The 16759-nt window shown below is 59.7% G+C and carries 14 protein-coding genes; 10 read left to right on the forward strand and 4 right to left on the reverse strand.

Features of this window, described 5'->3' with window-relative positions; translation table 11 throughout:
* Positions 1-3: 3 nt before the first annotated feature.
* Positions 4-2559, reverse strand: coding sequence for an ExeM/NucH family extracellular endonuclease (locus IE123_RS12500; protein WP_189518657.1), 2556 nt, complete (start codon positions 2557-2559; stop codon positions 4-6).
* Between the two features lie 131 nt (positions 2560-2690).
* A complete protein-coding gene (locus IE123_RS12505) occupies positions 2691-4460 on the reverse strand; it encodes a sugar phosphorylase (protein ID WP_189518659.1) in 1770 nt (589 codons plus the stop codon).
* A gap of 341 nt (positions 4461-4801) precedes the next feature.
* Here IE123_RS12505 and IE123_RS12510 point away from each other — a divergent pair, with 341 nt between their 5' ends.
* Positions 4802-5815, forward strand: coding sequence for a TerC family protein (locus IE123_RS12510; RefSeq protein WP_189518661.1), 1014 nt, complete (start codon positions 4802-4804; stop codon positions 5813-5815).
* 100 nt (positions 5816-5915) lie between these two features.
* Here IE123_RS12510 and IE123_RS12515 read toward each other — a convergent pair whose 3' ends face one another.
* Together IE123_RS12515 and IE123_RS12520 are read right to left on the reverse strand one after the other, a co-directional pair.
* Positions 5916-6164: a GlsB/YeaQ/YmgE family stress response membrane protein gene (locus IE123_RS12515; protein WP_189518663.1), complete on the reverse strand. Its 249-nt coding sequence runs from the start codon at positions 6162-6164 to the stop codon at positions 5916-5918.
* Positions 6165-6339: 175 nt separating this feature from the next.
* The gene (locus tag IE123_RS12520; RefSeq protein ID WP_189518682.1) at positions 6340-6603 is read right to left on the reverse strand and encodes a GlsB/YeaQ/YmgE family stress response membrane protein; all 264 of its coding nucleotides are present in this window, start codon (positions 6601-6603) and stop codon (positions 6340-6342) included.
* A 386-nt stretch (positions 6604-6989) separates the two neighbouring features.
* Here IE123_RS12520 and nrdR point away from each other — a divergent pair, with 386 nt between their 5' ends.
* The 9 genes from nrdR (at position 6990) to lon (ending at position 16732) form a co-directional block, all read left to right on the forward strand.
* Positions 6990-7499 (forward strand): transcriptional regulator NrdR, encoded by a 510-nt coding sequence (gene nrdR, locus IE123_RS12525; protein WP_189518684.1) that lies wholly within the window; start codon positions 6990-6992, stop codon positions 7497-7499.
* 79 nt (positions 7500-7578) lie between these two features.
* A complete protein-coding gene (ribD, locus tag IE123_RS12530) occupies positions 7579-8742 on the forward strand; it encodes a bifunctional diaminohydroxyphosphoribosylaminopyrimidine deaminase/5-amino-6-(5-phosphoribosylamino)uracil reductase RibD (RefSeq protein WP_229819769.1) in 1164 nt (387 codons plus the stop codon).
* Positions 8743-8830: 88 nt separating this feature from the next.
* Positions 8831-9991: a bifunctional 3,4-dihydroxy-2-butanone-4-phosphate synthase/GTP cyclohydrolase II gene (gene ribBA, locus IE123_RS12535; protein ID WP_189518688.1), complete on the forward strand. Its 1161-nt coding sequence runs from the start codon at positions 8831-8833 to the stop codon at positions 9989-9991.
* A gap of 96 nt (positions 9992-10087) precedes the next feature.
* On the forward strand, positions 10088-10600 hold the full coding sequence (ribH, locus tag IE123_RS12540) for a 6,7-dimethyl-8-ribityllumazine synthase (RefSeq protein WP_189518690.1): 513 nt from the start codon (positions 10088-10090) through the stop codon (positions 10598-10600).
* On the forward strand, positions 10597-11103 hold the full coding sequence (nusB, locus tag IE123_RS12545) for a transcription antitermination factor NusB (protein WP_189518692.1): 507 nt from the start codon (positions 10597-10599) through the stop codon (positions 11101-11103). Before ribH ends, nusB begins: the two co-directional genes overlap by 4 nt.
* 85 nt (positions 11104-11188) lie before the next feature.
* Positions 11189-12208 (forward strand): thiamine-phosphate kinase, encoded by a 1020-nt coding sequence (gene thiL, locus IE123_RS12550; protein WP_189518694.1) that lies wholly within the window; start codon positions 11189-11191, stop codon positions 12206-12208.
* On the forward strand, positions 12205-12678 hold the full coding sequence (locus IE123_RS12555) for a phosphatidylglycerophosphatase A family protein (RefSeq protein ID WP_189518696.1): 474 nt from the start codon (positions 12205-12207) through the stop codon (positions 12676-12678). Before thiL ends, IE123_RS12555 begins: the two co-directional genes overlap by 4 nt.
* A 97-nt stretch (positions 12679-12775) precedes the next feature.
* Complete coding sequence (locus tag IE123_RS12560; RefSeq protein ID WP_189518698.1) at positions 12776-14116, forward strand: DUF945 family protein; 1341 nt, start codon at positions 12776-12778, stop codon at positions 14114-14116.
* Between the two features lie 276 nt (positions 14117-14392).
* Complete coding sequence (gene lon / locus IE123_RS12565) at positions 14393-16732, forward strand: endopeptidase La (protein WP_229819770.1); 2340 nt, start codon at positions 14393-14395, stop codon at positions 16730-16732.
* Positions 16733-16759 lie beyond the last annotated feature (27 nt).

Raw genomic sequence — 16759 nt, forward strand, 5'->3', positions numbered from 1 at the left:
GGCTCAGAAGCCGACGGCCTGCTGAGCATCAACGCTCGGGTCGATGCCGATGATGATCGGGTCGTGATCCGAAGCACGGAAGGGGCCGTCACCGTAGAGCGACTCGATCTGTTCGGTCGATTTGTACTCGGTGTTGTAGTCCAGCACGATCGGTTCATCGGCGTTGATATGCCAGGTGGTAACACCGGTGATCTGATCACTCATCGATTCACTGGCCAGCGCGTGATCCAGCGAGCCCCACTGGCCGTTAAAGCTGTAGGAGTAGTCGTCATCCAGCAGCGTATAGCCCTCGTTTTGCAGGGTGGTGATGGGGTCTTCCATGGCGTAGCTGTTGAGATCACCGATGATCAGCACATCGCTGTCACCGCTGCCGGTGGGATCGGTCCCGATCCAGGCGGCCAGCTGTTCAGCGGCCTCGACCCGGGTCGGGTTGTTGTTGCCCTGGCCGTCACCGATGGCCTCCTCGCCGTTGATCACGCTGCCCTTGGACTTGAAGTGATTGACCGCGATCGAGAAGGTTTCACCGCTGTCGTTGTCCGCAAAGGTCTGCAGCATGGGCGCCCGGTTGCCGGTGGCAAAGGCGCCGCTGGTGTTGATGGCCGCCTCACCTTCAGGGGTCACGCTGTCGCTCTGGTAGATCAGCCCTACGGCAATGGCGTCGCTGCCGGGGGAGACCACGTTGCCGTTCTCGTCGCGGGGGGTGATGTAATCCCACTGCGCCTGGCCCTGTGCGTTGAGCGCCTCGACCAGTCCGGCAATCGAGCTGTCTGCCCCATAGCCATCGTTGGCGACTTCCATCAGCCCGGCGATATCGGCACCGCTGTCATTGATGGCACTGACCAGCTTGTCCTGTTGCCGGGTCAGTTCCTGCTCGGTGTTGGCGCCGCGCGGGCTGTGCTCGGTACCTTCAGGCGTGGTGATCTGATGGCCTGGTTGGTCCAGCGTTTCGAAGTAATTCAGCACGTTGAAGGAGGCCACCTTGAGCGGGGCATCATTCAGTGCCTGAGCATCGGGCTGATCGGGGCGCGGGTTGGCAGGCTGGAAGTCGAGCCCCTGGTCGCTCTGGATGCGCCATTGCTGGTGGGCAAAATCGAGCACACCGGTGGCGTTTGCCAGCGTGTCGCCGCCGCGCAGGGTGTTGTCTGCCGAGAGCGGCTCGCCACCGCGGCCGAACAGGATTTCTTCCGGGTTCTGCGCGTTGCTGGCGTCATCGAGGATGATCGAGCGGCTTTCGATCTGGTCCAGCCACTGCTGATAGCCGGCCTGATCCGGCGCGTTGATCTCTGTGTACTGCTCAAGGCGCCCGCCGCTTGAGAGGGTGACCGTGCCGTAACGACCCAGCTCATAGGTGTCGGTGACCGTCAGCGGGGTGCCGTCTTCGCCCGTGATGCTCACGAGCATGCTCTCGCGGGCGGAAAGCGTCGACTTGTCCTCGATGGGCAGGTCCAGTTCGGTGATCGTGGGCAGCGGCTGATCCCGGGCGGTGACGTCCAGTGATCTCACATCGGTCAGCTCGGTCTTGCCCTGGTACTGCTCGACCGTGCCGGTCAGACGGACCCGGTCGCCCACGGTAAAATCGGCCACGTTGCTGTCATCGGGCAGGTAGACAAAGATCCCCTCGGAAGTCGTCTTGTCACCGTCACGGTCGGCGTCTTCCTCCTGCAGGAAAAAGCCGTTCAGGCCGTTGCGAGCGTCCAGCGTCACGATGGCCTCGACGCTGACTTCGTCACCCACGCGCTCGCTGCTCATGCCGCTGCCCTGAATCGTGGAAATCAGCTCTACGGGCGGTAGATCCATGTTGTCTCCGTCATTGTTTGGCACGCCATTGTCCGGTGAATCATCGCCCGGGACCTCGTTGTCAGATGCATCACCCGGGGCGTCCCCATTGCCCAGCCCGTCGAAGGTGTCCTGCGGGTATTCCTGCCACTGGGACGCCTCGAAGCGGTCATTGCCCTCGGTAATGCTTTCATCACGGCGCAGGGTGACATCGCGGGCAAAGTACGCGTCATCGCCAATGGTGCCGACGATATCCTGCGTCTCGCCCTCGGCGTTGGTCAAAACGATGGCATCGTTGCCGTTGTAGTTGATGACGCTGCTGGTGGCATCGCTGCGGTCCAGCATGGCCTGATCGGCCTGGGCGTTGGCCAGCACCAGCGTATCTCCGGGGGCCAGGTTGCTATACCGGGCCAGATCCAGTGTCGCGTTGGCTTCGGTGTTGCCATTGGAATAGAGCGACAGCGTAAAGCCTTCCAGCGAGAGGTCGCTACCGCCGCGGTTGGTCAGCTCGATCGCCTTGTTGTAGCCACTGCCTTCGACGTATTCGGTGATCAGCAGTGATCCCGGCGTCGCCGGCGTTTCCGTGGCGGGCGGCTGGGCAGGCGTTGCTGGAAAAAGCCTGTCGTTGATGCTGTCGAGCAGGCTGTCAAGACGTGTGCGCAGTGACTCGAAGGGTGAGCGCCACTGCTCGGTCCAGTGGGTAACGAGCCCAGGGCCGTGGTTGAGCTGCTGGGCGTCCTGATGAAAACTCCAGGGCGAGGGGAGACGAGAGAACAATGACATGGGGGCGTCCTTGCAGGAAGTTGTTGGTTGTCATGGCCCGGGCTGTCATCAATGGGACCGTCATGAATAGCGCCAGGCACCCTGCATCCTGAGCGGTTGTTGTTGCAGCCCGGTGAAGCGGACATTGCAGCTCAAACTTTCAGCCTGGTCCTCGGCCCCTGGTCCTCATTGATCAGCCAGCAGCTGCGATAGGGTTTGAGCACAGGAGATTCGGCGTCGGGATCAATGCGCCCGAGAAGGTCACGCCAGTGATGGTTGGCGTAAGCTTCGGGAAGATGCAGCGGATGGGGCTTGTCGGTCACGTTGTGCACGGCCAGCAGGCGTCGGCCGTCAGGCAGCGGGCCGCGCAGGAAGGCAAAAAAGTGTGGCCCCAGGTCAATGATCTTCTGCGGCGTGTCCGGATGAAAGCAGGGCTCCTCACGACGGACCTTCAGGCGCGCCGTCAATGCCTCGAACACGATATGGGTCGGTGTGCTGTAGGCCTCCAGCAGTAAATCAAGCGCCTCGCGTTGCCAGCGCTTGCGGTTGATGGCGCGCAGTCGACCGGTGCGGGTGACGCCTTCATGGTCATTGAGCGTGGCCAGCAGGCTGTGAATATAAACGGCCGGAATGCCCTGCAGGCCCAGCATGATGGTTTGCGAGCAGATAAAACGGGCGATCTGCCACGCGTCGGCGCCACGTCGTGTCCCCTGGAGGGCATCAAAGTAGGTGATGTTGATCTCGTAGGGCGAGTCCTGGCCATCCGGGTCGGTCTTCATGCTGATAAAGCCGCCGAAACGCTGCATCAGCTCCAGCAGGGCGTCGATATCATGACGTGGCAGCAGTCCTTCGAGCGCCCGGACACCAACGCCGTCGTGGCTGGCGGTAAAGTTGAGGTAGGTGCAGCCGGTCGGCAACGGGGGCAGGGTGGCGGCCCATTCGGTCAGGGCTCGGGCATCGCCCGTGGTCAGGGTATGCAGCAACAGCGGCGGCAGGGTGAACTGATAGATGATGTGGGCTTCATCACCGGCTCCGAAGTAGCTCAGATTTTCATGATGCGGCACGTTGGTTTCGGTCAAAAGCAGTGCCCCGGGCGCCACGTGTTCCATGACGGCGCGCAACAGTCGCACAATGGCATGGGTCTGAGGCAGGTGAATGCAGCTCGTGCCCAGTGTCTTCCACAGGTAGGCGATGGCATCAAGTCGAATCAGACGCGCGCCCTGGCTCAGGTAGTACAGCAGCACGCCGACCATCTCGATCAGGACATCGGGGTTGGCAAAGTTGAGATCGATCTGATCCTCGGAGAAGGTCGCCCAGACATGGCGCATGCCGCGCCGCGTCGATACCGGGGTCAAAAGCGGTGTATTGCGCGGGCGGGTGACGCTGCGCACGTCGGTCTGCTCGGGCAGCTCGATAAAGTAGTCTCGCCCCGGCGGCGTGTCGGCGAGATAGTCGATAAACCACAGCGATTCCCGCGAGACATGGTTGATGACCAGGTCAAACATCAGGTTAAAGCGCCCGGCCAGGTGGCGCACCTGTGGCCAGTCGCCGACGCTGGGGCTGACCCTGCGGTAATGGATGACCGAGAAGCCGTCATCACTGCTCCAGGTGAAAAAGGGCAGGATATGGACGGCACTGAAGGTACCCTCGAGATGCTCGCGCATGAAGCACTCCAGCACTTCCAGCGGGACGCTGTCCTCGCCTTCGATGATGCTGTCGCCATAGGTGATCATCATCTGGGTCTGCTCGCTCCATAGCGGGCGTGGCTCGCAAGTGACCCCTTGCTGATGCTGGGTGATCAGCGCTTCCAGGCGTTGCAGAATGTCAGGGGCGTGTTCGCCGTAGACAAGGTTCAGTTCGACACGGGCACGGGCGAGGAAATCACTGCGGGAAAGCGGTATGGCAGGAGAGGCGGCAGACATGGCAGGGCTCCGTCTTATATTGTTGTCATGTTCTTATCAAAGCCCCTGGTGCATGGAAATTCAAACGGTATTGAGCCTGAAAAAACCTTAAGGATTAATTATAAGCTTGCACTGATGTAAAACCTGGCTGACACTTGCCGCTGTCAAGGAGGGGAGTATTCCCTGCAGGGCGTAGTGCTTGTGATCAAGCCTGCGTTTTTCTACAGCGGTGTCGTCATCACGGTATTCTGTCGCCAGACAGTTGCCCGGTGCCGCTGGTCCAGAGGGGTTGCCACAAAAGATGCTGGCAAACGTTGGGCGGAAGAGACCTCCGGTAAATCATCTTTGCCGGAGAACCAGGTATGAACGTTCCTGTCTGGGTATGGGAAGCCACTGTTGCGGGCTTCGCTGCCATCTTTATCTTTGATTTCTTCTCGCATGTGCGTAAGCCGCACGCACCGACCCTGCGTGAGTCCGCCCTCTGGTCAGTCTTTTATATCAGTCTTGCCGCCATTTTCGGCGCTGGGCTCTGGAAGGTATGGGGGCATGATCACGGGGTGGAGTACTTTGCCGGCTTCATTACCGAGAAAAGCCTGTCGGTCGATAATCTGTTTGTCTTTGCCATCATCATGGCCAAGTTTGCGGTGCCCAGAATCTATCAGCAAAAGGCGCTGCTGATCGGCATTATCATGGCGCTGATCATGCGCGGCATCTTCATTGCCGTAGGGGCGGCGGCCATCAATCGGTTCAGTTGGGTCTTTTATCTCTTCGGGCTTTTTTTGCTCTATACCGCCTTCAAGCTGGCGATCGAGAGTGCGCAGCATAAAAAGCAGGGCGCCGATGAGTTTGAGCCCAATGCGCTGGTGAAATTTGCCCAGCGCCATCTGCCGGTGACCGATAAATTCCACGAGCAGCGGCTGCTGGCACGGGAAAACGGCAAGCGCGTGCTGACGCCACTCTTTCTGGTGGTGCTGACCTTGGGGGTGACCGATCTGCTGTTTGCCTTGGATTCCATTCCGGCCATTTACGGCCTGACCCAGGAACCCTATATCGTCTTTACTGCCAATGCCTTTGCGCTACTGGGGCTTTTGCAGCTCTATTTCCTGCTGGGCGGCCTGCTGGATCGGCTGGTGTATCTGGGCTTCGGGCTGTCGCTGATTCTGGGCTTCATCGGGGTAAAGCTGGTAATGCATGCCATGGTCGAAAACACGCTGCCCTTTATCAACGATGGCCAGCCGTTGGCATGGGTGCCGCATATTTCAACCGTGTTATCCCTGTCTGTCATTATCGGTATTTTGCTGGTGACGACCGTGGCCAGTCTTTTAAAAAGCCGGCACGATCGGCGTCAGGACAGGGACATCGATACGGTCGAGTAGCTCTTCATGGCGCAATGAGTAGTGGTTAAAAAAAACGTCGCCCCGCTATTGCGGGGCGACGTTTTTGATCAGGCGTGTAGCGGCCACTTTTCTGTTGGCGCTACTTTTTAACCACACGATAAAGAAACAGCAGCACCAGAGCGCCAATCACGGCCACGGCAAAACTGCCAATATTGAATCCATCGACACTGCCAAAGCCCAGTGCGGTACCGATCCAGCCACCGACCACAGCGCCCAGAATACCGATGATGATGGTCACGATAATGCCACCGGGATCCTTGCCGGGCATCAGGAACTTGGCGATGGCACCTGCAATCAGGCCAAAGATGATCCACGCGATAATACCCATAGTCAGCAGCTCCTTGCCGTTTTTCGTATCTGGCAGTTTCCAGTGTCAAAGGCCGAAAAGAAACATTGTTCCTTAAGATTTCTTTCCGCGCCGATCGTAAGATTAGATGGGCAAACACGAACTGGCAAGCAGGCTGTATTGCAGTATGTCACTGATTGCAAAGTGCTATCGAGAATTAACGCTTGTCGTAACGCATCACCCAGAGCGTCATGACCGCGATCCCGCCCAGGGCGCCAACAACGGCGGCGGCAAGACTTCGAACATCAAATTCAAGTTCGGCGGCAAAGCCAAAGACCGTCACAAGAAAGGCCAGTACCACGCCGCCCAGTACGCCCATGCCGGCAGTGCCGAGAAAGCCGACACTCAGGCGCCGGGGAATGATCAAATTGACCAGCATGCCCACGGCGATGCTGGCGAAAATCCAGGAGATAATGTTCATGTGCTTTCTCTGTCGGTAGACGTCCACGGCTTCAAAATAGCGCTGTAGATGATAGCGCTCAACTGCAGCAGCCGCCGTTGTGGCGTCCGGGCGACACTGAAGAAAGCAGGCCTTGAGCGTCTTTTTAACGGATAAACATGCACGTTCGCGCCCATGGCATGGGGATGCGTTTCCGAACACAGGGTAAAACGTTACAATAATGGGTCCCGGTATGCGTCGACATGTCGCAACGCTTGCCAGTAGAACGGATCAGGTCAGGGTATGGCAGGCTGCTGCCTTGCCCATGGCGCATTACCTTTTCATGGCCACGGGTCACCATTTGACACTGGACAGGGCGCTCGGGGCACCGGTTGCCGGGCCTTTCATCGACGGGACAGAGAACACTCATGCATTGCCCCTTTTGCGGTGCGCAGGATACGCGAGTCACTGATTCCCGACTGGTGGCTGACGGTGATCAGGTCCGCCGACGTCGCCAGTGTCTGGCCTGCGGCGAGCGCTTCACCACGCATGAAGCCGCCGAGCTTGTCATGCCGCGCGTCGTCAAGGCCGATGGCTCACGCGAAAGCTTTGATCCTGCCAAGCTTCGTGCCGGCATGCTGCGGGCACTGGAAAAGCGTCCGGTGTCCAGTGAGCACATCGAGGCGGCCATCGAGCGTATCCGACAGCGTCTTCGCGCCCGTGGCGAGCGTGAAATCAATGCACTCGCCATTGGAGAAGAAGTCATGGGCCAGCTCAGGGCGCTGGACCAGATCGCCTATATCCGCTTTGCTTCAGTGTATCGGCGCTTTCAGGACATTGATGAATTTCGCGCCGAAATCGAACGCCTTTCCAGTGAGTCTGCGCCGTCATCGGCTGCCGACCCGGTGGGCAGGGATCAGGAGTCTCATGAGCATTGAGGACACCGCAGAAGGCGCGGTAGTACCCTTTTGCAGCGTAAAGGAAAGACCGGACGTGACAGGGCAACCCGAGGATTACATGGCTCGCGCGTTGCATCTGGCGCGCCGCGGGCTTTATACGACCGATCCCAACCCGCGGGTAGGCTGTGTGCTGGTGCGCGGCAATCAAATTGTGGGCGAAGGGTGGCACGAGCTGACCGGCGAACCCCATGCCGAAATTCATGCCCTGCGCGCCGCCGGTGAGGCTGCGCGTGGCGCTACGGCCTATGTCACACTGGAGCCCTGTTCGCATTACGGCCGTACCGGTCCCTGTGCCAAGGCGTTAGCGGAGGCGGGCGTGGACGCTGTCGTGGCGGCCATGCTCGACCCTAACCCGCAGGTGTCCGGCCGCGGCATTGCCATGCTGGAAGCTGCAGGCGTGAGTACTCGGGTCGGCATGCTTGAGGCAGATGCGCGCGAGCTCAATGTGGGCTTTATCTCGCGCATGTCGCGCTCGCTGCCTTATGTTCGCCTCAAGATGGCGATGAGCCTGGACGGACGCACGGCCATGGCCAGCGGCGAGTCCAAATGGATTACCGGTGAGCGCGCCCGTCGCGATGTGCAGCATCTGCGGGCGCGCTCCAGCGTGATTCTCAGCGGTGTTGCCTCGGTCATCCGCGATGACAGTCGATTGACCGTACGCGCTGAGCAGCTTGGCAGCCAACCTGATTCCCACGCCGTTCAGGTATCCCACGAAAGAGGGTTGCGTCAGCCACTGCGGGTCATTGTCGATTCGACCCTGTCTCTGCCTGCCACGGCCCGCTGTCTGACAGAACCGGGTCGTACGCTGGTGGCCACTGTTTCGCCGACAGGGCCCGGTGCGCTTGATAATCGCGATCATTTTCGCCGGCGGGAAACGCTGGTGGCTGCCGGTGCTGAAGTGGTCACGCTGACAGCCGGGCCAAGCGGCCAGGTCGACCTTGAAGCACTGATGCATTATCTGGCTGATGTCGAACAGTGCAACGAAGTGCTGCTCGAAAGCGGCTCGCGCCTGAGCGGTGCCATGCTTGATGCGGGGCTGGTCAATGAGCTGGTCATCTACATGGCACCGATACTGATGGGTGATGAGGCGCGCGGGCTTTTGACCCTGCCGGGGCTTGAGAAACTGTCCCAGCGTCGACAGCTTTCGATCGTTGATGTTCGCGCCTTCGGCCCTGACTGGCGTATTATCGCGCGCCCCGTGAATGACGACGAAACATCCTGATTGAGCATGTTCGCTGCTATCGGTGGCGAATGTTGATATTCATCCCAGCGACCCTGCATCGAAAGGAGCGGCTTAGCCGGCAAGCGTTATGAGTCAGTCAACGGGCAACTTCGCTTCCGTGGAAGCGCTGATTGAAGATATCCGTCAGGGAAAGATGGTCATTCTCATGGATGACGAGGATCGTGAAAATGAAGGCGATCTGATCATGGCCGCCGAGTGTGTGGAGGCCTCACACATCAATTTCATGGCCCGTTATGCCTGTGGCCTGATCTGTCAGCCCATGCTGCGTGAGCGTTGCGAGCAGCTGGGCCTGTCACTGATGGTCAATGACAACGGTTCCGGTTTTGGTACCCGATTCACGGTGTCCATCGAGGCGGCCACCGGTGTCAGTACCGGCATCTCGGCTGCCGACCGCGCACGCACGGTGCAGGCAGCGGCGGCACGCGACGCCAGACCCGGCGATGTCGTCCAGCCCGGCCATATCTTTCCGTTGATGGCAGAAGCCGGCGGCGTACTGCGCCGGGCCGGGCATACTGAAGCAGCCTGTGATCTGGCAGCGATGGCCGGTTTCGAGCCAACCGGGGTGATCTGCGAGATCATGAACGAGGATGGCACCATGGCAAGGCGCCCGGAGCTTGAGCGCTTTGCGGCCATTCACGACATCAGGATCGGCACCATTTCCGATCTGATTCACTACCGCATTCACAATGAGCAGACCGTTGAACACGTGGAGTCACATCCGGTAGAAACGGACGCCGGCCCCTTTCAGCTGCACTGCTTTCGCGATCGGATTCAGGGCTCTCATCACCTGGCGCTGGTCAAGGGCTCTCCCGAGAGCGACCAGGCCACGACCGTGCGCGTGCACGTTGCCGATGCCCTGCGCGATCTGCTGGGGATGCGCCGTGACGGCCATCAGAGCTGGTCGTCGCGCGATGCGCTGGCCGAGATTGCTGCCAGCGACACCGGCGTGCTGGTGCTTTTGGCCGACCAGCGTGGCATGACAGATTTTCGTGATCAGCTGGATCTTTTCCTGGCGCGGCGCCCGCGAACTCAGGATCCGCAGACCGACGGCGCCGGCAACTACCTGAGTATCGGCACCGGGGCACAGATTTTGCGTAGCCTGGGTGTTGGCAGAATGCGTCTTTTAAGCTCGCCCTGGCGCTTTTCGGCGCTGGCGGGCTTTGGCCTTGAGGTCATCGAACAGATCAGCAGCGTCGATGACAGCCGCACTGCGCAGCACCGACAATAGCAATGACAGGGGCCCGAAAGGGCCCAAAGAATGACAGCCCCAATGGCTTACATCACGCAATGATGCGTTTTATCAGAGATAACAGGATTTCATGACATGCAACCGATTGCACAACTGGAAGGGCGTTTCAACGAGATCGATGGCCGCTACGTCATCGTGGTCGGGCGCTTCAACCATCACGTGGTCGACTCTCTGGTAGAGGGCGCCGTGGACGCGCTGGTCCGTCATGGCGTTGACGATGGCAATATCGACATTCTTCATGTGCCCGGCGCCTGGGAACTGCCGCTGGCCGTCAAGCGTGCGCTGACCCGAATTCAGCCGGATGCCATCATTGCGCTGGGCGCGGTCATTCGCGGCGGTACACCGCATTTTGAACATGTGGCAGGCCAGTGCAATGCAGCGCTCAACCGTCTGCAGCTTGATTTTGACACCCCCATTGCCAACGGTGTCCTGACGGTCAACTCGATCGAGCAGGCCATCGAGCGTGCCGGCACCAAGGCCGGCAACAAGGGCTTCGAAGCGGCAATGGCCGCCATGGAAATGGTTTCCCTGCTGCGTCAGCTCGGCGGTAATGACGGCGATGATGCCGATCATGGAGGTGTGGCGTGACCCAGCAAAAACGTGCCCCTTCAAAGCAGCAGCAGGCCCGAAGGGCAGCACGCGAGCTGACGGTGCAGGCGCTGTATCAGTGGGAAATCACGGGCACCTCGATTGCCCAGCTTGAGGCCGAGTTTCGTGCCCAGACTGCTGATGATGATCTGGAACCGCATGAAGACTGGGTTCAGGTCATGAAGATTGCGGATCTGGGGCTGTTTCATCAGCTCCTTCACGGCGTCGCCAGACACTGTGGCGAGATGGATAACCTGATCGCGCCTTCTCTGGATCGAAAGCTTGATGAGCTTGATCGTATCGAGCTTTCCATTCTGCGTCTTGGCGCCTATGAGCTGGCGCACCGTCCGGAGGTGCCCTACATCTCGGTCATCAATGAAGGCATTGAGCTGGCTCGTTCATTTGGCGCCACGGATGGACATAAATATATCAATTCCATTCTTGATCGCCTGGCCAGAAAGCTGCGTGACGTTGAGGTTCAGGCGCGCAGGCGCCGTGACTGATCATGGTCCATTACGATCATGGCCTGTGCCTGTTGGTCCTCATTGATCAGCACTTTCCTTCACATGTCAGGGAGATGACCGGGCGATGAGCGATGCAGCCACTCCTGGCGAGTTTGAACTCATCAGGCGTTATTTCATGCAGGACGTTGAGCACGCCTGCAGCTCGGATCATGTCTCGCCACATCAGGCCCGTGCCGGCGTCGTGCTGGGGCAGGGCGATGACTGCGCGCTGCTGGCACCTGCGCCTGGCACCCGCCTGGCCGTCAGCGTGGACACGTCGCTGGCCGACGTGCATTTTCCGCGCGACGCCTCTGCTGAAGCCATCGGTCATCGGGCGCTGGCGGTCAATCTCAGCGATCTGGCGGCCATGGGCGCCAGACCGCGCTGGTTCGTGCTGGCGCTGACGCTGCCCGATGTTGACGCGCAGTGGCTTGAGGGCTTTGCGTGCGGGCTCTATGGTCTGGCACGCGAGCATGATATTGCCCTGGTGGGCGGTGACATTACCCGCGGCCGGGAGCTCTCCATCACCATTACCGTGCATGGTGATGTGCCCGATGATGAGGCCATTACCCGCCATGGGGCCAGGCCCGGCGATCTTCTGGCCGTGACAGGCACGCTGGGCAGCGCGCACGGTGGCCTGCGTGCCTGGTTTGATGGCGAGCGTGATGAGCACCATCCGCTGGTGGCGGCCTATCTGCGGCCGACGCCGCGTACCAGCGAAGGAATGGCAATCCGTCAGATGGTATCGGCCGGTCTTGATATCTCTGATGGGCTGCTGGCAGATCTTGGGCATCTGTGTGATCGCTCAGGCGTCGGTGCGCGCCTTGAGGCCTCGTCCATTCCGGTGGATCAGGCGCTGGTAGCTTCACTGGGTGCGCAGGACGCACTGGAGGCCGCGCTCAACGGCGGCGATGACTACGAGCTGTTGCTGTCACTGGCGCCGAAGCATGAAGATGCCGTTCGCCAGACGCTCGAGACGCTGGGTGGCACGCTTCATGTGATTGGTCAGATCACCAGCGAGCCCGGTATTACAGGTGTCGTGTCCACCGGGCGTGGCTGGCAGCATTTTCATGCCAGTGAGCCGAGTACGGGAGCAACACCATGAACCGTGCACCTGCAAGCGTCTGGCGCCGCCCCGTACACTTTCTGGCCTTTGGGCTTGGCAGTGGGGCGGCACCCTTTGCCCCGGGGACCTTCGGTACCCTGGCCGCCATTCCCTTTTACTGGTTGATGTCGACATTGCCGCTGGGGATTTACCTGGCGGTACTGGGTGTGGCTACCATCATCGGGATCTATCTGTGTGATCGCACCTCGAAGGATCTGGGGGTGCATGATCATTCGGGTATCGTCTGGGACGAGTTTGTCGGCTACTGGCTGACCATGGCTGCCGTGCCCTTCTCCTGGCAGTCAGCCCTGTGGGGCTTTGTCATTTTCCGGGTCTTTGATGTCATCAAGCCCTGGCCGGTACGCACGGTGGACCGGCGTGTGGCAGGGGGATTTGGCATCATGGCGGATGACATTCTGGCCGGTATCTACGCCTGGAGTGTGATGCATGTATGGCTTTGGCTACATTAATGTCATGTGAATCACGAATGTCGGTACTGTAGGCGCCATCGGCGCAGGTTCTACTCGTACTGGTCCGGCCTGCCGTGTTGACCCCCGGGGAGCGTTGATGAAAAGGAAAGTGGCAACAGGATTGATGGGACTTGCCGTGTTGGCGCTGGTGCTCTGGCTGGGCATGCTGGCCTGGAGTCGTCATCAGGTGCAGTCACGCATGGCCGAGCAGGTGGCTGACATCAATGCGCTGTCGGGTATCCGCGCCATCAATACCATTGACGATGACGGCTTTTTTTCCTCTCGCGGGACGCTCAGGATCATCATGACCGACAGTGATGCTGTCGTACCTGCTGCCATCATCGACTGGCGCGTCGCTTACGGCATCCTGCGTACCCGCTTTACAGGCGGTGCCGATATCGAAACCCGCTCTGGCACCGCCTTGCTGGCCAGCCAGCTGTCCGACGGTGGCAAAATCAATTTCAACGCGCGCATCGGACATCTGAAAAGTGATCTGATCCTCAATGCCACGCTTCCTGACAACCTGCATTATCAGGACCAGGGCATGACGCTTCGTCTTTCCGGCGCCCGTGTGAAGCTTGTCGATAATGCGCAGGGGCTGCACCTTGAAGGGCAGTGGTCAGGGCTGGATCAGAAAAGTCCACTGCGTCAGATGCACCTTGGCGATACACACTGGTCGATGCTGTTTCCGACTGATGATGCCGAGACTGAGGCGCAGACGGAGACGTCGTCAGATGGTCGGCCCGGACGGCTGGATACACTGACCGTCAGCCAGGCCATGCTGCAAAGACAGGGTGGACTGCCCCTGACGTTGAGTGATCTGGATGTCGAGGGCAGTACCCACCATGAACGCCAGGAGCTCAGCTATCGATTAAAGGCGCATTTGGGTAACGCGGCGTTCTCCGAGCAGCAGCTGGGCAGTGCTTCCCTTGACGCTGTCATCAGACGTATCAATGAGCAGGCCGCTCGCGCACTGCTGCAGACCGTTGGGCAGGATATCGAGCGGCGCTGGCAGCGGGGCCGTGAGCAGACAGCGCTTCAAACGCCCATGCCGGCGGATGAAGTTGCTGGCGTGCAGGATATTGGCGCGCTGATCGCGCCATGGGAGGAGGAGTTTTTTGCCGTGCTGACCGACTCGCCTCAGCTGGTGGTCAATAGCCTGCAGCTGGAAAGTCCGATGCTGGATCAACAGATGCATCTGGATGGTGAGCTGACACTGGATGGCACCGATATTGAAGCAGCCCGCATCGAGCGGCTCAGAACGTCCTGGGGACGAGCAGCCTTCAAGCGTCGCCTTGATGGCCAGTTCACGCTGCACAATACGCCACCGCTTCTGGCACTGGTGGCCGGTCAATCGCCGGAACAGGACACGCTGGATCTGTCCATTCGAAAAGGCGTTTTTCTGATCAATGATGAGCCCTGGTTTTTATTGAACTAGGCTTTCGGTCAAGAGACAGACTCATTCGAATGTATCACGCGGCTGCCTTTGGCAGCCGCTGTCGTTTTGGTCCGTTAACGGTTTTAACGTGATGCCGGACTTGATAACGCTGTCCGGTGCCCGCATTGCCAGAAACAACAGGTAACGTCAGGCATGTGCTGTCGTTCAGGCATCGCATCCGGCGAACGGTTCCGATACGGGAGAGCAGGGTAGCCCATGAGCGAAGAAGATCAGTCCGACTACACCATCGAACCCGGTGATGATAACGGCAGTGCCATGACGCAGGCCGTGGTACCGGCCAGTGAATATCTGCCCGAAAGGCTTTATCTGCTGCCAGTGCACAATCGCCCCTTTTTTCCGGCACAGGTTCAGCCGCTGGTACTCAATAAAAAGCGCTGGAGTGACACGCTCGAGCAGGTCGGCAATACATCGCATCATATTGTGGGGCTGACCTTCATCGGTGATACCGGTGCCGACCCATCTCCGGAAGAATTCCCGGTCTATGGCACTGCCGTACGGGTACATCGCGCCGAAAACAACCAGGAGCAGCTGCAGTTCATCGCCCAGGGGCTTCGTCGTTTCAAGATTACCCGCTGGTTGTCGCAGGAGCCCCCCTATCTCGTCGAGGTCCACTATCCCAGAGAGCCCGTCGAAAAGGAAAGTGATGAGACGCGCGCCTATGCGATGGCCATTATCAATGGCATCAAGGAGCTTTTGCCCATCAACCCGCTTTACGGAGAGGAGCTCAAGCACTATCTCAATCGTTTCAGTCCCAATGAGCCCGGGCCGCTGACCGATTTTGCCGCGGCCATTACTTCGGCGCGGGGGCCGGAGCTTCAATCGGTACTGGAGACCCTGCCGGTACTGGAGCGCATGCAGGTGGTGCTGCCCCTGCTGCGCAAGGAGATCGAGGTCGCGCAGCTGCAAAGCGAGATCTCCGAGCAGGTCAACGCGCAGATGCAGGAGCGTCAGCGCGAGTTCTTCCTGCGCGAGCAGCTCAAGGTCATCCAGAAGGAGCTGGGGATTTCCAAGGACGATCGGGAAAACGACGTGGATACCTTCCGCGAGCGGCTGGAAGGCAAGGTGGTGCCCGAGCGCGTCCAGGCCCGTATTGATGACGAGCTGGGCAAGCTGTCCGTACTGGAGACCGGCTCCCCCGAGTATGGCACCACGCGCAACTATCTTGACTGGCTGACGGCACTGCCCTGGGGCATCACCTCCGAGGATCAGCTTGATCTGCCGCGCGCACGTCACGTACTTGATCGCGATCATGATGGCCTGCAGGACGTCAAAAGCCGCATCATCGAGTTCCTTGCCGAGGGCGCCTTCAAAGGTGATGTCGGTGGCTCGATTCTGCTGCTGGTGGGCCCGCCCGGGGTGGGCAAGACCTCGGTCGGCCGCTCGATTGCCGAAGCGCTGGGCCGCAAGTTCTACCGCTTCTCGGTCGGCGGCATGCGCGATGAGGCCGAAATCAAGGGCCACCGTCGTACCTACATTGGCGCCATGCCCGGCAAGCTGGTGCAGGCGATGAAGGAAGTCGACGTCGAAAACCCGGTCATCATGCTCGATGAGATCGACAAGCTGGGACAGTCCTTTCAGGGTGATCCGGCCTCGGCACTGCTGGAGGTGCTGGATCCGGAACAGAACGTCGATTTTCTCGATCACTATCTCGACGTGCGCATGGACCTTTCCAAGGTGCTGTTTGTCTGTACGGCCAACCAGCTCGATACGATTCCCGGACCGCTGCTGGACCGCATGGAGCAGATTCGACTGGCCGGCTACATCGCCGAGGAAAAGGTGGCGATTGCCAAACATCACCTCTGGCCCAGGCTGCTGGAGCGTGACCGCATCCCCAAAAAGCGCATCAACCTGACCGATGCGGCGCTCAAGCATGTCATTGATGGCTATGCCCGTGAGTCCGGCGTTCGTCAGCTTGAAAAACAGCTGCATCGCATTGTGCGAAAATCCGCCGTCAAATTGCTGGAAGAAGAGCTCGAAACGGTCAAGGTCTCGGTCAACAACCTTGAAGAGTTTCTGGGAGCGCCGATTTTCCGCAAGGAGAAAGTGCTCAAGGGCGTCGGCGTAGTGACCGGCCTTGCCTGGACGGCCATGGGTGGTGCCACCCTGCCCATTGAGGCGACGCGGGTGCACGGACTGCAGCGCGGGATCAAGCTGACCGGCAAGCTGGGGGACGTCATGCAGGAGTCCGCCAATCTGGCCTACAGCTTCGTGCTCGGACATCTACAGGAGTTTGGCGCGCAGCCCGGCTACTTTGATCAGGCCTTCATTCATCTGCACGTACCGGAAGGTGCCACGCCCAAGGATGGCCCCTCGGCAGGCGTGACCATGACCACAGCGCTGCTGTCGCTGGCCCGCGGGCAGGATATTGACCGGCCGCTGGCCATGACAGGGGAGATCACGCTGACCGGGCAGGTGCTGCCGGTAGGTGGCATTCGTGAAAAGGTTATTGCCGCTCGACGCAGTGCCATCTTTGAGCTGATCCTGCCGCACGCCAACCAGCGCGACTTTGACGAGCTGCCGGATTATCTAAAGGAGGGCATGACGGTGAACTTTGCTCGCACCTATCAGGATGTGGCAAAGGTGGTGTTTGGCTGATCGCTCGCTTGAAAGTAAAAGCCGCCC

The organism is Kushneria pakistanensis, assembly GCF_014652795.1.
GTDB classification, from domain to species: domain Bacteria; phylum Pseudomonadota; class Gammaproteobacteria; order Pseudomonadales; family Halomonadaceae; genus Kushneria; species Kushneria pakistanensis.